General features: G+C 64.2%; 10 protein-coding genes. 3 read left to right on the forward strand and 7 right to left on the reverse strand.

Annotated elements, in window-relative coordinates; all coding sequences use genetic code 11:
- The first annotated feature begins 7 nt into the window (after positions 1 to 7).
- The 3 genes from BMY71_RS16335 to BMY71_RS16345 all read left to right on the forward strand — a co-directional run bounded on the left by BMY71_RS16335 (position 8) and on the right by BMY71_RS16345 (position 4,376).
- Entirely contained in the window at positions 8 to 1,135 is a 1,128-nt protein-coding gene (locus BMY71_RS16335) for an acyl-CoA dehydrogenase family protein (protein WP_011503506.1), read from the forward strand.
- 683 nt (positions 1,136 to 1,818) lie between these two features.
- Complete coding sequence (locus BMY71_RS16340) at positions 1,819 to 3,843, forward strand: methyl-accepting chemotaxis protein (RefSeq protein WP_092685111.1); 2,025 nt, start codon at positions 1,819 to 1,821, stop codon at positions 3,841 to 3,843.
- A 182-nt stretch (positions 3,844 to 4,025) separates the two neighbouring features.
- Complete coding sequence (locus tag BMY71_RS16345; RefSeq protein WP_092685113.1) at positions 4,026 to 4,376, forward strand: GrlR family regulatory protein; 351 nt, start codon at positions 4,026 to 4,028, stop codon at positions 4,374 to 4,376.
- 20 nt (positions 4,377 to 4,396) lie between these two features.
- Here BMY71_RS16345 and BMY71_RS16350 read toward each other — a convergent pair whose 3' ends face one another.
- The 7 genes from BMY71_RS16350 to BMY71_RS16380 all read right to left on the reverse strand — a co-directional run bounded on the left by BMY71_RS16350 (position 4,397) and on the right by BMY71_RS16380 (position 14,157).
- Positions 4,397 to 7,102, reverse strand: a complete 2,706-nt coding sequence (locus BMY71_RS16350) for a PAS domain S-box protein (RefSeq protein WP_092685115.1) — start codon at positions 7,100 to 7,102, stop codon at positions 4,397 to 4,399.
- A gap of 214 nt (positions 7,103 to 7,316) precedes the next feature.
- Positions 7,317 to 9,497 (reverse strand): PQQ-dependent dehydrogenase, methanol/ethanol family, encoded by a 2,181-nt coding sequence (locus BMY71_RS16355; protein WP_092685117.1) that lies wholly within the window; start codon positions 9,495 to 9,497, stop codon positions 7,317 to 7,319.
- Positions 9,498 to 9,652: 155 nt separating this feature from the next.
- A complete protein-coding gene (locus tag BMY71_RS16360; RefSeq protein ID WP_092685119.1) occupies positions 9,653 to 10,447 on the reverse strand; it encodes an NUDIX hydrolase in 795 nt (264 codons plus the stop codon).
- 4 nt (positions 10,448 to 10,451) lie between these two features.
- Positions 10,452 to 11,405 carry a dihydrodipicolinate synthase family protein gene (locus tag BMY71_RS16365; RefSeq protein WP_092685121.1) on the reverse strand — a complete coding sequence of 318 codons (954 nt, stop codon included), beginning with the start codon at positions 11,403 to 11,405 and terminating at the stop codon, positions 10,452 to 10,454.
- Between the two features lie 166 nt (positions 11,406 to 11,571).
- Positions 11,572 to 12,432 (reverse strand): MaoC family dehydratase, encoded by an 861-nt coding sequence (locus BMY71_RS16370; protein ID WP_092685123.1) that lies wholly within the window; start codon positions 12,430 to 12,432, stop codon positions 11,572 to 11,574.
- 184 nt (positions 12,433 to 12,616) lie between these two features.
- Positions 12,617 to 13,009, reverse strand: coding sequence for a Zn-ribbon domain-containing OB-fold protein (locus BMY71_RS16375; protein WP_011503514.1), 393 nt, complete (start codon positions 13,007 to 13,009; stop codon positions 12,617 to 12,619).
- Positions 13,009 to 14,157 carry a thiolase domain-containing protein gene (locus BMY71_RS16380; RefSeq protein ID WP_092685125.1) on the reverse strand — a complete coding sequence of 383 codons (1,149 nt, stop codon included), beginning with the start codon at positions 14,155 to 14,157 and terminating at the stop codon, positions 13,009 to 13,011. The genes BMY71_RS16375 and BMY71_RS16380 overlap by 1 nt, the downstream gene beginning before the upstream one ends.
- Positions 14,158 to 14,229 lie beyond the last annotated feature (72 nt).

The raw sequence follows: 14,229 nt of genomic DNA on the forward strand, positions 1-14,229 counted from the left end.
GCACACAATGATCCTCGACGAACTCCAGACCCAGATCCGCGACGCTGCTCGCGACTTCGCCCGCGAGCGGCTGGCGCCCACCGCTGCGGCGCGCGATGCCGCTCACTCCTTCCCAAGGGCCGAACTGACCGAGATGGGCCAGCTCGGCTTTCTCGGCATGTTGGTGCCGGAAGCCTACGGCGGCTCCGACACCGGCATGGTGGCCTATACGCTCGCCTTGGAGGAGATCGCCGCCGGTGACGGCGCCTGCTCCACGATCGTCAGCGTGCATTCCTCCGTGGGCTGCATGCCGATCCTGAAATTCGGCACCGAAGAGCAGAAGCAGCGCTTTCTGCCCAAGCTCGCCAGCGGCGAATGGATCGGCGGCTTCGCGCTGACCGAGCCGCAGGCCGGCTCCGACGCCTCGAACCTGCGCACCACGGCGCGGCGCGACGGCGACCACTACGTGATCAACGGCGCAAAACAGTTCATCACCTCGGGCAAGAATGGTCAGCTCATCATCGTGTTCGCCGTCACCGATCCCGCAGCGGGAAAGAAGGGCATCACGGCCTTCATCGTGCCGACCGATACGCCGGGCTTCGAGGTGGTGCGGGTGGAGCACAAGCTCGGCCAGCATTCCTCCGACACTTGCCAGCTCGCCTTCAACGACATGCGCCTGCCCGCCGACCTCAGGCTCGGCGCCGAGGGGGAAGGGCTAAAGATCGCGCTGTCCAATCTGGAGGGCGGGCGCATCGGCATCGCGTCGCAGGCGGTCGGCATGGCGCGCGCCGCGTTCGAGGTTGCGCGCGACTACGCCCGCGAGCGCATTACCTTCGGCAAGCCAATCATCGAGCATCAGGCGGTGGCATTTCGCCTCGCCGATATGGCCACTCGGATCGCGGCCGCGCGGCAGATGGTACTGCACGCCGCCAGCCTGCGCGAGGCCGGGTTGCCCTGCCTCACCGAGGCTTCAATGGCCAAGCTGTTGGCATCGGAAGCCGCCGAAGCGGTGTGCTCGGCGGCGATCCAAACGCTGGGAGGCTACGGCTATTTGAACGACTTCCCGCTCGAACGAATCTACCGCGATGTCAGGGTTTGTCAGATCTATGAGGGCACCAGTGACGTGCAGCGCATCGTGATTGCCCGGAATTTGTGATCCGAAACGATCCCAACATTCGACCGTTCCAATAGCGTCAATCCGGCCCCCACACGCATCAGAGATGGACAGGCCCGGTAAGTCCTGACGTCGATCTGGCGTTGTTCCGAACCGGGCCGGAGATGCAATGACCGCCTACCCGGACGCAGGAGAGCGCGTCCGGGCATCCGAGATTTGCAAGGAAGTAATTGGATAGCCTCGTCCGCTTGGGGTCACGAGCAGCCGACATACTCGTCGGCAGATGTCCGGTCGTCATTCGACTGCGGTCTGTTCCTATTGCCTCATGCGCCCGACCAGACCGCACGAAAAGATGAGGCCGGTGGAGAGTTGATAGAATTATAACATAATATCAATTGCATATGAGTTCGTAGTTTTGTTCTGACCGGCGCGCCAAGCCCCGCATGACCCGCCAACCACTCTGCGTCCTTTTGTCTCAATGCGGCTGTCAGGCAGTCGCTTCAACGGCGCGCATCGCGGACGGCCCAACCCGGCCGGGCCCCTGCATTGTTTTGCCGCCGTCGTGACTTCCCGCAACTCATCGAAAAGCGCACTGTCGGCCGCCCAGCGTAGCAGCCCGGTATTCCTACGAAACCAAAAATTCAGGTTTTGCTAATCGTGATCACACGATGGTGTGGCAACGTCAAATCGCAACCAGTGATTGGTTCGCTCGGAGTAGCGTCATCATGAGTCTGAATCGGATTGGTAACAAACTTGGCCTCGTAGGACTCCTGGGAGTTGTCCTGAGCGGAGGAATGCTGATCAACCAGATGATCGCCGAGCGCGATATCCAGGCGGCCAACACCTTCGCTGACAATCAGCAGTTCATCAGCGACCGCACGCTGGAGGCGAACGTCGCGCTGCGGCGGATGCAGATCGCCTTGCGTGACGTCAGGCTGGCGCGCACCGCTTCGGAGGTCGAGAAGGCTGCAAGCGCCCTGTCGGACATGCACACACTCACGCTCAAGCAGCTCGGGCTGGCGACGCCGCGCACCGTAAAGCCGGAAAACAGGGAACGGCTGGTGAAAATTGCTGCGCTCATGGATGCCTACGACAAGAAGGCATCCGAACAGATCAAGACGGTTCTGGAAATCTTCGACACTGCCGGCAAGCGGGACAATGTGTCCTCCGAATGGAGCAAGGCCTTTGAGGCTCTGAAGACTTCGTCTGCGCTATCAACGGCGAGCAACCGGATCGAAATCGAACGGGCGATGTACGAGGTCGACACGCACTTCAATGCGATTCGCGCGGCGCGCTGGCGATACTACTCTACGGGCGAGGAAGGCCAGTTGAAGACGATCGAGCGCCGGTCGGTCGATCTGAACGCCGCCTTGGCGCTGCTGCACAACGCCTCGACAGATCGAAATGTCCTGGCGACGACCGAAAAGTTTCTGACCATAGTCAATTCATTCCACGCTCTGTCCGCAGCATCTGTCAAGGCGGAGGCATTGAAGACGGAGCAATCAGCCCAGGCTCTGACGATCGCCACGCAATCCGCGCAATTGATGCGAGAAGCGGTGGACGTTGCGGGCAAGGCCGCTCACGAGGCGAACGCCAGCGCCGCCTTGGAGCTGTCTCAAGCCAATCGCATCAGCTTCATCGCCGCAGCCGCTGTGATGCTCGCTCTGATCGGCAGCGTGATCTTCTCTTTCGTCGGCGTCAGCCGTCCGCTGACCCGCCTGAACGGCGCGCTCGGCAGAATTGCGGCCGGTCAGCTCAATACCGAGATTCCCGGCGCCAATCGTGGCGACGAGGTCGGCGACATCGCCAAGACCGTGGTGGTGATCAGCCGGAATGCGGAGCAGAAGGCCCGCGAAGAAGCCGAGACACAGTCCAGGATGGAACACGCCGCCGCCCAGCGCCGCAAAGCCGACATGATGCAGCTTGCCGACAGCTTCGAAGCCGCCGTCGGCGATATCGTCGAAACGGTTTCGTCGGCTTCGACCGAACTCGAAGCCTCCGCCACGAAGCTGACGTCAACGGCTGAACGGTCGCAGGAACTCACCACCATGGTCGCGGCCGCTTCCGAGGAAGCGACCACGAATGTGCAATCGGTGGCCTCGGCGACCGAAGAACTGTCATCGTCGGTCAACGAGATCAGCCGTCAGGTGCAGAGTTCCGCCCGGATGGCCAATGACGCCGTCGATCAGGCGCGCGCGACCAACGACCGCGTCAGCGAACTGTCGAAGGCGGCGGCCCGTATCGGCGATGTCGTCGAACTGATCAACACCATCGCGGGCCAGACCAATCTGCTGGCGCTCAACGCCACCATCGAGGCGGCGCGCGCCGGCGAGGCGGGGCGCGGCTTCGCTGTGGTGGCGTCGGAAGTGAAAGCTCTGGCCGAACAGACCGCCAAGGCGACCGGCGACATCAGTCAGCAGATCTCCAGCATCCAGACCGCGACCCAGGAATCGGTCGGCTCGATCAGGGACATCAGCGGCACCATCGAGAAACTGTCCGAGATCGCCTCGACCATCGCTTCGGCGGTCGAAGAACAGGGCGCGGCGACCCAGGAGATTTCCCGCAACGTGCAGCAGGCCGCGATAGGAACGCAGCAGGTCTCCTCCAATATCAACGACGTCCAGCGCGGCGCCAACGAGACCGGCTCGGCCTCGACGCAGGTTCTGTCGGCGGCAAAGTCGCTGTCGAGCGACAGCCGACGACTGAAGCTCGAAGTAGGCAAGTTCCTCAGCACCGTCCGCGCCGCGTAACGATCGGACCCGGCTCCTGATCGAGCCGGGTCCCCACTGCGTCGCGTTCTCGGATCGTCGTCCGGACCAAAGCGTCCGGCGGCGATCCTGCGGCGTTGACGCCATTCGCAACGCTTTGCATAAAGTAGCGGGGGTGATCGCGCCGAACAGGGACTGCGACGCGGGCAGGCCCCGGGGGCAACATGAGAAACGGGCTGTATTCGATCCACGCCGATCTGCTGGACGGCCGCTCCGGCAAGGGCAGCGGCGTTGCGTTGTTCAGGAACGGCAAGATCCTGGGTGGCGACGCCTATCTGTTCTACACCGGCAGTTACGTGACGACCGGCGACACCTTCAAGGGCGAAGTCACCGTCAGCCAGCATACGCCCAGCCCCGATGCCAACCCGCTATTCGGCGGTCAGAGGGAGCCTGTCGGAATCGGCGTCTCCGGCACCTGGACGAATACGTCCGCGGTGATGCACGGCACCGCCCTGGTCGGAAAATCCAGCCAGCTCTTCAAGGCGACGCTGCGCTGGCTGGCGGAAGCCGACTGAACCGCGCAAACGTCGCGCAATCAGGCTTGCGCGCTGGCGACCGGCGGATCCACCAGGTCCCGCGGCGCGACGCGCGGCAGGATCATCTTGATCCGCGTGCCGCCGCCAGGCTCGGAGTCGAGATCGAGCCGCCCGCCTAAGCGATTGGTGACGATGCTGTAGACGATGTGCAGCCCGAGTCCGGTGCCGCCCTGATCGCGGCGCGTGGTGAAGAACGGATCGAACGCCCGCCTCCGCACATCGAGGCTCATGCCGCAGCCGTCGTCCGCATAGACGATCTCGACATCGTTCGGACCGGACGCGCGGACCTTGATTTCGACTGTGCCGGCGCGGCCGTTCGGAAAGGCATGCGCCACCGAATTCAGGAACAGGTTGGTCAGCACCTGACCATAAGGCCCGGGATAGGAATTCATCGTCAGCCCGGGCTGGCATTCGACGTCCAGCGTCAGATTATGCTTGCGCAGACCCGGACGCAGACTCATCACCACCTGCTCGGTCAGATCGCCGAGATCAAACGCCCGCTGGTCCGAGTAGTTGCGATCGGCCGCGACCTGTTTGAACGACTGGATCAGTTCGGCGGCACGGTTGAGATTGGCGACGAGCTGGGAGGACGCATCGCGACTGGTGTCGAGGAATTCGTTGAGCCGGGAGCGTTTCAGGTCGCCGCGCCCGACTTCGGAGGCGAACACCGCGGTCTTGCGCTCGAGCGCCGAGGCGACCGTGAGACTGATGCCGACGGGGTTGTTGACCTCGTGCGCAACGCCGGCGACCAGACGCCCGAGCGCGGCCAGCTTCTCGGCCTCGATCAGCGATTGCTGGGTCTCGCGCAGATTGCGCAGCGCCGCCTCGGCTGCGTCCTTCGCCTTGCGCATCTCGAGTTCGCCGCGCTTGCGCTCGCCGATATCGAGGGCGACCGTCACGATCCGCTCAATTCGCTGCCCGGAATCCTTCAGCGGCATCTTGTTGACCAGCCACTGTCGCATCGCACCCGTAGCGTCCTGATATTCCTCCTCGTAGAATCCGAGCCCCTCGCCTGTCGCGAGCACGCGCTTGTCGTTGGCATCGGTCTTGTGCGAGCCGTAGCGCGACATCAATTCGGCCGTCGTTCGGCCGATCGCGTCCTTCGGATGAATGCCGAAGATGCTCGCCATGTAGCGATTCATCAGCACGTAGCGCAGCTCGGTGTCCTTGACGTTGATCACCGCGGGCACGGTGTCGATCACCTGCTGCAGCAGACGGCGTGCTTCGGCGATCGCACTCTCCGCGCGCTTCTGGTCGGTGATGTCACGAACCGCGCCTTCGTAGCGGATCACCGCGCCGGTCTCGTCGCGCACCGCGCTGGCGCTGTCGGACAGCCAGAGCACGTCGCCATTGCGCTTGAACGCCTGATACTCGAATTCGCGCACCATGCCGTCGCGCTCCATCAGCGCGCGATATTCGTCGCGTTTGCGCGGGTCGACATAGATCTTCTGCGAAACCTCGCCGGTCTCCCGCATCAGCTCCGCCGTGCTCTCGTAACCCATCATCCGCGCCAGCGCCGGATTGGCGTTCAGCAACGCGCCCTCGGGCGTGGTGACGTAGATGCCGTCGATCGAGCCTTCGAACAGCTTGCGATAGCTCTCCTCGGCGAGGCGCTGCTCGGCGAGCGCCCTCACCGCGGCTTCCCGCGCGCTGTCGGCCTCGACCAATGTCCGGCGGAACACCTCGGCGGCGCGGGCGATATCGCCGATCTCGTTCTTGACGTCGGTCGCCGGGATCGCGGTGTATTGCTGGCCGGCGGCAAGCGAACGGATCGCCGCGGTGATCGCAGCCAGCGGGCCGACGGTGCGCCGCACGACGAACGCCGCCGCCATCAATCCGACCAGCACGCCGGCGGAGCCGAGAACGATGCTCTGCCACTTGTCCTCCGCAAGCGTCCGGGCAAGATCGCGCGACAGCACCCTGCCCCGCCGCGCGCTGACGTCGCGCAACAATTCGGTGACCCGCGCGATCAGCCGGCCTTCGGCGCCGAGCACATCGCGGTCGAGCTGGGCGATCTCCTGCTCCACCGCCGCGGTCGATATGATCACGTCGGCGTAGTCGCGCACGGCGATCGCAGCGGCCGGATCGCCGATCTGGATGGCGCGCATCCTCTGCGCAGCCGCGCCGGCGCCGCCGAGATCTCGCGACAGCAGCGCGGCCGCGATCTTGTTGTGTTCGGCGTGCAGCGTCGTCGCGAGCGTGCGGTCCTGCAGCCCGTCGACGGCGGCCTCGAACGCCTCGCTGATCGGCGGCACGCTCGCGACCATCTCTGCCCGCCGCGGCATCAGCGCAGTGATGCGCTCCAGTCCATCGCGATAGTTGCTCAAGCGTGCGGCGACGCCGTCGATCATCTCCTGCTGATCGGAATCGATTTCCAGACGGGTCTTTTTCAGAAGCGCGGTCAGTGTCGAGGCGACTTCGAACACCTTGCCGGCCGGCTGGCCGCTCGGCTCGCTGACAACCTGCCGCGCCGTGGAACGCAGATCGCTCATCCGCCGTTCGATCTCTTCGGCGAGATCGCCGACGCTATGCAAGCGCTGCAGCTCGGCGAAGGTGCTGTCGATATGGCGGATCGCGACCACGCTGCCGATGCTGGTCATGGCAATGATGGTGAGAAGCAGCAGGAAGCTGCCGAACGTCATCTGCCCGATCGAGAGCGTGCGCGACCTCACGCTCTGGATGAACGCTGCGACTACGTTTGGCATACCGGCGAAACCGCTGCTCCCGTCGTGACGACTATCTTCCCACAAATACGCCGCGAAGGGTATAGCGTCCGACGATCGGCAACAACGCCCATCGGCAAGGCTGCCGCGACAGCACCACCGATGGACGACTCACGAACCGCGAAGGCCCGCTCTTTCCGACCAAGTTTGTTCCTGACCGGGAGGTTTGGCGAAGCCCGGTGCAGACGGCCGGCCGCTATTTCGGCCGGATCGCGTCTGCGGTGCCCTGGATAAAGGCCTGGATCTTCACCACATCCGCCTCGGTGAGCTTGCCGGTGAAGTCCGGCATCCCCTTGTCGCGGAATGGCCCCTTGAACACGATGTCCTTCAGGTGCCCGATCTTTTCGGTGGTGCTGTAGCCGAGGTTCTTGACGTTGCCGCCACGGTCGACTCCGGGCACGCCGTGGCAGGTGGCGCAGGCCGCGACATAGATCGCGGTGCCCTCCGGGACATCCTTCGGATCGTATTCGATGCCGGTCAGCAGATTGCCCATCTGATACTTGGCGAATTCCGGCATCGGCGCCTTGCCGCCCACCGCGAAAGTGTAGACCGTGCCCGGCGCTTCGGTTTCGGTCGCGCGTTGGCTGATGCCGAACACGCCGCCCCAGCCGACCGCGATCGAGACATATTGCACGCCGTCGACCATGTAGGTGGCCGGCGCTGCGACCGCGCCGGTGCCGAGCGGACTTTGCCACAATTTCTCGCCGGTCTTGGCGTTGTACGCGACGAAGCGGCCGTCCGCCGTGCCCTGGAATACGAGATTGCCTGCGGTGGTCAGGGTGCCGCCGTTCCAGGGCGCGACATACTCCGCGCGCCAGACCTCCTTCTGCTGAACCGGATCCCAGGCCAGCAGCCGGCCGAACGGCAGGTTCTTCGGCGGCGTCGCATTCAGCGCAAAACCGACGTTCCAGCCGGTGGTGCTGCCGAATTTGAACGGCTCCATCTTGTTCTGGGTCAGCGCCTTTTCACCGGTCAGGTTGATGGGCACGCCTTGCGCCGGCAGATAGACGAGGCCGGTCTGCGGATTGAACGACATCGGGTGCCAGTTATGCGCGCCGTACGGCCCCGGAATGCTGTCGAAGGATTTGTCCGGCGAGCGCGCCTCCGGCGCCTCGATCGGCCTGCCGCCCGCGTCGTAGCCGGTGGCCCAGTTCACATCGACGAAATTCTTCGCCGAGATGAACTTGCCGTTGGTGCGGTCGATCACGAAGAAGAAGCCGTTCTTCGGCGCGTGCAGCACCACCTTGCGCGGCTGACCGTCGATCGTGAGGTCGGCGAGGATCATCGGCTGGGTGGATGTGTAGTCCCAATTGTCGCCGGGCGTCTCCTGATAGTGCCAGACATATTTGCCGGTGTCGGCATTGAGCGCGACAATCGAGCCGAGATAGAGGTTGTCGCCGCCGGCCGGGCTGCGCAAGCTCCTGTTCCAGGGCGATCCGTTGCCAGTGCCGATGTAGACCATGTTGAGGTCGGGATCGAAGGTGATGGTGTCCCACGCCGTGCCGCCGCCGCCGTTGATCCACCATTTGCCGGCCGGATCCCAGGTCTTCGCCGCCGCTTCCATCGAGGCGTCCTCGAACGGCTTTGATGGATCGCCCGGAACGGTGAACCAGCGCCAGGCCTGGTTGCCGGTCTCGGCGTCGTAAGCGGTGACATAGCCGCGCACGCCATATTCGGCGCCGCCATTGCCGATCACCACCTTGCCGTTGAACACCCGCGGCGCGCCGGTGATCGTGTAGGAATGCTCGTGGTCGATCAGCGTATCCTTCTCCCAGACCTTCGCGCCGGTCGCAGCATCGAGCGCAACCAGGCGGCCATCATAGGCGCCGACGAAGACCTTGCCCTTGTAGAGCGCAACGCCGCGATTCACGACGTCGCAGCAGCCGCGATAACCCTTCGACCGGTCGACGCCGGGGTCGTAGGTCCAGAGCTTCTTGCCGGTTCGCGTGTCGACCGCATGGACGACGCTCCACGACGCGGTCACATACATGATGCCGTCGACCACCACCGGCGTCGCCTCGACACCGCGGTCCGATCCGAGACTGTAGCTCCATTGCAGGCCGAGCGACTTGACGTTGTCGGCATTGATCTGATCGAGCTTGCTGAATCGGGTCTCGGCGTAATCGAGCCCGTAGCTCGGCCAATCGTTGGTGGTCTTGGCATTGGCGACGATTGCCGCGCTGTCGATCGCGCCGGTGACCGCGCGGATGTGTTCGGCGGAGCCCTTGGCGCCCTGCGCCAGAGCGCTTCCATGCAACAGAACCGCGACGACGGCGACCGCCACGCCGGCGCTCAGGTCTCTGCTGGCGGATCGCTTTTGCGTGCTGTCACGGAGGAATCGGTGCGCAAACCACACCGGCTCGGCAGGCTGTTTCATGCGTTCACTCCCTGGTCGGCCTCTAACGGGCCTGACCAGGAGTTTTGCGCGCGTTCGAAGAAGCGTCAACCTGAGAGAGTGCGCGACTTGTATTTGTAAAGCTGCTACCGCGCCGCAGCGTTGTTCGCACCGCAGCGCAACGCCGCAGGTGCGAACTAACTGCCCGTGAACTCGAACACCTCGCCGTCATAGCCGGCTTCGGCTGGAATCCGCAGCGTTCGCTTGTCGCCGTCCCGGCTCAGGATCGGCATCACCGTCACGATCGGTTGGCCCCGCGACGCCTCGAGGGCTTGCCGGACGCTCGGTTGCTTGCCGAGACGGATCAAGTTGCGGGTGGTCGGAAACGGCAGAGTGAAGCGACCGCTTTCGCCGCCTTCGATCGCCTCATTCGGCGACAGCCAGATTGAATCGGTGGATTCCTTGCCGTCATGCATCCCGAGCTGCTCCGGCGGCGCTTCGGCGAGAAAGAACCAGGTGTCGAACCGCTTCGGCAGTTTTTCCGGCGTGATCCAGCGCGCATAGGGCACGAGCAAATCAAGCGCCATGACCAGTTGGTTGTCCGCCAGGATCTCGGCAAACGAAATCTTGCCTTCGCACAATGCGGTTCGGTGCGAAGCCTCGATCTCGGCAGCGCGCGATGCGGCGACGAGCTGATCGCTGCCACGAGGCCGCGCCAGAAGGATGCCGCTTTCCTCGAACGTCTCGCGGATCGCCGCGATCCGGAACTCCAGCGCAGGCTCACAATCCGCCGCCGCGCTGGCGAACAGCTCCGGCCGGGCGATGATGTCGCCATCCGCGGCGTCGACGCTGCCGCCGGGAAACACCAGCGCCCCGGACGCAAACTCGATCTGATAGTGCCGGACCATCATGAAGACGTCGAAGCCGTCTGCACCGTCGCGCAGCAGCAGGATGGTGGATGCAGGGCGCGCGGCAGACGGTTCGCTCGACATCGCTTTACTCCGCCGCCTTCGAACGAGGCTCGAAATCGGCCCGCTCGTCCACGCGCGCGAGCCGCGACAGCAGATAGTCGACCTCCTCGCGCGCCGTCTCGCTCAAGCTCGAGCCCGGCTTGCGCTGCGCACTCGACGCGATGATGCCGCGCTTCTTGAGCACGTATTTGCGCACGGCCAGGCCGACGCCCGGCTGCTGCTCGTAGCGGATCAGCGGCAGATGCGCGTCGAACAGATTGTGCGCGAGGTCGCGCTGGCCGGCCTTGGACAGCTTGACGACGTCGACCAGCATGTCCGGGAAGCAATAGCCGGTCATCGCGCCATCGGCGCCGCGCTCCATCTCGAAATCGAGGAACAGCCCGCCATTTCCGGTGAGGATCGACAGCGGCCGCAGCGAGCCGTCCTTCTGGAAGGCGCGCAGCTTGGTGATTTTCTCCAGCCCGGGCCAATCCTCGTGCTTGAGCATCACGCAAGACGGGCTGTCCATCACGATCTGCCGGATCACGTTGGGCGTCATCACCACCGACAACGTCAGCGGATAGTCCTGCAGCACCCAGGGAATGTCGTCGCCGATCGCCTCGACGGCCTGCCGGAAATAGCCGGTGATCTGCTCATCGGTCCGCAGCGACGGCGGCGGCGCGATCATCACGCCGGCCGCGCCGGCATCCATCGAGGCCCGCGCCAGCGCGCGCATCGTCGCGAAGCCCGGGGCCGAAACACCGACGATCACCTGCAGCGCCTTCGCACGCTTGACGAAACGCGTCGCCACCGCTTCCGCCTCCGACGCATCGAGCTTCGGCGCCTCGCCGAGAATGCCGAGCACGGTGACGCCCTCGCAGCCGACCTCGGCGTAGAAGTCGGACAACCGATCGATCGACGATTCGTCGATCCGGCCGTCCTCATGGAACGGCGTCGGCGCGATGGCGAAGGTGCCGGCGGCATCGGGGGTCAGTTTCATGGGGTCTCCTGGTGGCCAAGTCCAAAAATCGGCACGTTCATAACCCGAAAGGCCCGTCATGTCCCGGATCGAGCGCTGCATTCTTCATAACGCTGCAACGCGGGGGCCGTCGCGAAACCCCGGACCTCGTGCCGGTTCCACCGACGAACCGCTTTGGAAAAAAGCGCTAACCCAGCACGGTCCTGCCGCTCTTGATCACCGTGACGTCCCGCGCCTTCACCCTGGCCTCGAATGAAATCACATTGCCATCCTTCCAAAGATCCATGGTGACGGTCTCGCCTGGATACACCGGCGACGAAAACCGCACCGCATGCTGCCTGAACGCCGAGGCGTCGTAATCGGCATAGGTTTGCAGTACGCCGCGACACGTGAGGCCGTAGGTGCACATGCCGTGCAGGATCGGGCGCGGGAAGCCGGCCTTCCTGGCGAACTCCGGATCGGAATGCAGCGGATTGCGATCGCCGCACAGCCGGTAGATCAGCGCCTGGTCCGGCCGAGTCGAGATATCAACCGAGCGATCCGGGGCGCGGCTCGGCATCTTGTGCGGCTCGGGTTGCTCCAGCGCCGGGCCGCCGAAGCCGCCGTCGCCGCGGGCGAAGCGCGACGCCAGCAAGGTCGCCAGCTCCTCGCCGGCCTCATTGCGCAGGATGGTCTGGTGACGGATCACGACGCCCTTGTCCTTGCCCTTGTCATAGACCGCAAGCACGCTGGAATCGGCGGTGATGTTCGCTTCCGCCGGCATCGGCCGGTGGAAGGTGATATCGCGCTCGCCATCGACGACCAGCAGGCGATAGAGATTCATCTCGCCCGGGCCCGCGCCCCACGCCGCGACCGAGGCGAAGGTCGGCATCACTTTCAACGGCCGCTCGGCGTAGGTCGCCTCGTTGACGAAGGCGAGTTCCTGCTCGTCCATCGGATCGGCCCCCAGGCCGATGCCGTAAGCGTAGAGCATCACATCACGATCGGTGTAGGCGTAGTTCTGGCCGGTGCTTTTCAAAGCCATCAGTTCGTCGTAGCGCGCCGACATGGAATTCTCCCGTTTCTTGTTATTTCGGCGTTGATAATTGCGCCCTCTCCCCTTGTGGAAGAGGGCTCCACGCACGTTGCCCCACATTCGATGTGGTGAGGGGATGCTGCATCGACTGCATAACCCCTCACCCGCCGGTGCTGCGCACCGGCACCCTCTCCCACAAGGGGAGAAGGGAAGGTTCTTAAGCCACCGTGAAGAACGGCAGCGGCGCGCCGCCGTCGCTGGGTTTGAACACCACCTTGACCTTCTGTCCGATCTTCAGTGCCGAGAAATCGCAATCGACGAAATTGGTCAGCACCGACGGGCCTTCCTTCAACGTGACGTAGCCGATCGCATAGGGCCCGGTCGCGGATTTGCGCATCAGGCTGTAGCTGTAGATTTCGCCCTCGCCGGCGCTTTCCTCCCACACGGTCTGGTCGGAGAAACAGAACGGACACAGCGCGCGCGGAAAATAATGCGCCTCGCCGCAGCCGTTGCAGCGCTTGATCAGAAGTTTGCCTTCAGTCGCCGCGTCCCAGAACGCCTTGGTCTCGGGATTGCCCTGCGGCGCGGGATATTTCACAGGATTGCTCATCACACGCGCTCCAGAATGCAGGTCGATGCGGCATGGCGAATGCCGAGCAAGCCGCCGGTCCCATGCGCCAGCGCCAGATCGCAGTTCGGCACCTGCACCTTGGGATGCGCCTCGCCGCGCAATTGCCGCACGGCTTCGAGCAGCTTGGTCATGCCGCCGCGATTGACCGGATGATTGCTGCACAGCCCACCGCCGTCGGTGTTGAACGGCAGCTTGCCGACGCCCGAGATCAGATTGCCGTCCGCCACGAACTTGCCGCCCTGGCCTTTCTCGCAGAAGCCGAGGTCTTCGAGCTGCATCAGCACGGTGATGGTGAAGCTGTCATAGATCGACGCGTATTTGATGTCCTTCGGCGTCACGCCGGCCATCTCGAACGCCGGCGGCGCAGACCACACGCCCGCCGAGTATGTCAGATCCAGCTTGTGGCCACCGCGCGGCCCCTTGATCGCCTCGCCGGCGCCGATCATCCGCACCAGCGGCTTCTTGAGGCTGCGCGCGATCTCCTCGGTGGTGACGATCAGCGCGCCGCCGCCGTCGGTGACGACGCAGCAATCCATCCGGTGCAACGGATCGGAGATCAACGGCGAGTTCAGCACGTCCTCGACGGTGACGACGTCGCGCAGCATCGCGTGCTCGTTGTATTGCGCGTGATGCGAGGCCGCCACCTTGATCCAGGCGAGCTGTTCGCTGGTGGTGCCGTAGTCGTGCATGTGGCGCATCGCGCACATGCCGTAGACGTTGTGGGTCGTCGCGCCATAGGCCAGTTCGAAGTCGCCCTCGGCCCCGACAGGCCGCGGCGGCAGCGCGCCGGTGCGCGGCTTGCCGGCCAGGGTGATCAGCGCGACCGAACAACGGCCCGCGGCGATCGCTTCTGCGGCGTGGCCGAGATGGATCAGATAGGAACAACCGCCAGTGTCGGTGGAATCAAGGTGGCGGACCTTCAGCCCGAGATAGTCCACCATCGCCATCACGCCGCCCGGTGCATCTCCCGCGCAGAAATAGCCGTCGACATCGTCCTTGGTCAGGCCGGCATCCTGCAGCGCGCCCTTGGCGACTTCGGCATGGAGTTGCGCGATGGATTTGTCGGGCGCGTAGCGCGTCGGGTGTTCGTAAATTCCGGCAACGTAGGCCTTGCCCCTTATTGTCAACGCAGTTCTCCGCTGGCGTTTGGTCGGATGATTTTTCTGACCTTTCAAGACGACCTTGGCAAGCGCCTTCGC

Source organism: Rhodopseudomonas pseudopalustris (genome assembly GCF_900110435.1).
Taxonomy (GTDB): Bacteria; Pseudomonadota; Alphaproteobacteria; order Rhizobiales; family Xanthobacteraceae; genus Rhodopseudomonas; species Rhodopseudomonas pseudopalustris.

Bases quoted from the DNA above. Each gene is read 5' to 3' on its own strand.
- BMY71_RS16335 (WP_011503506.1), top strand. From the start codon at position 8: ATGATCCTCGACGAACTCCAGACCCAGATCCGCGACGCTGCTCGCGAC.
- BMY71_RS16340 (WP_092685111.1), top strand. From the start codon at position 1,819: ATGAGTCTGAATCGGATTGGTAACAAACTTGGCCTCGTAGGACTCCTG.
- BMY71_RS16345 (WP_092685113.1), top strand. From the start codon at position 4,026: ATGAGAAACGGGCTGTATTCGATCCACGCCGATCTGCTGGACGGCCGC.
- BMY71_RS16350 (WP_092685115.1), bottom strand. From the start codon at position 7,102: ATGCCAAACGTAGTCGCAGCGTTCATCCAGAGCGTGAGGTCGCGCACG.
- BMY71_RS16355 (WP_092685117.1), bottom strand. From the start codon at position 9,497: ATGAAACAGCCTGCCGAGCCGGTGTGGTTTGCGCACCGATTCCTCCGT.
- BMY71_RS16360 (WP_092685119.1), bottom strand. From the start codon at position 10,447: ATGTCGAGCGAACCGTCTGCCGCGCGCCCTGCATCCACCATCCTGCTG.
- BMY71_RS16365 (WP_092685121.1), bottom strand. From the start codon at position 11,405: ATGAAACTGACCCCCGATGCCGCCGGCACCTTCGCCATCGCGCCGACG.
- BMY71_RS16370 (WP_092685123.1), bottom strand. From the start codon at position 12,432: ATGTCGGCGCGCTACGACGAACTGATGGCTTTGAAAAGCACCGGCCAG.
- BMY71_RS16375 (WP_011503514.1), bottom strand. From the start codon at position 13,009: ATGAGCAATCCTGTGAAATATCCCGCGCCGCAGGGCAATCCCGAGACC.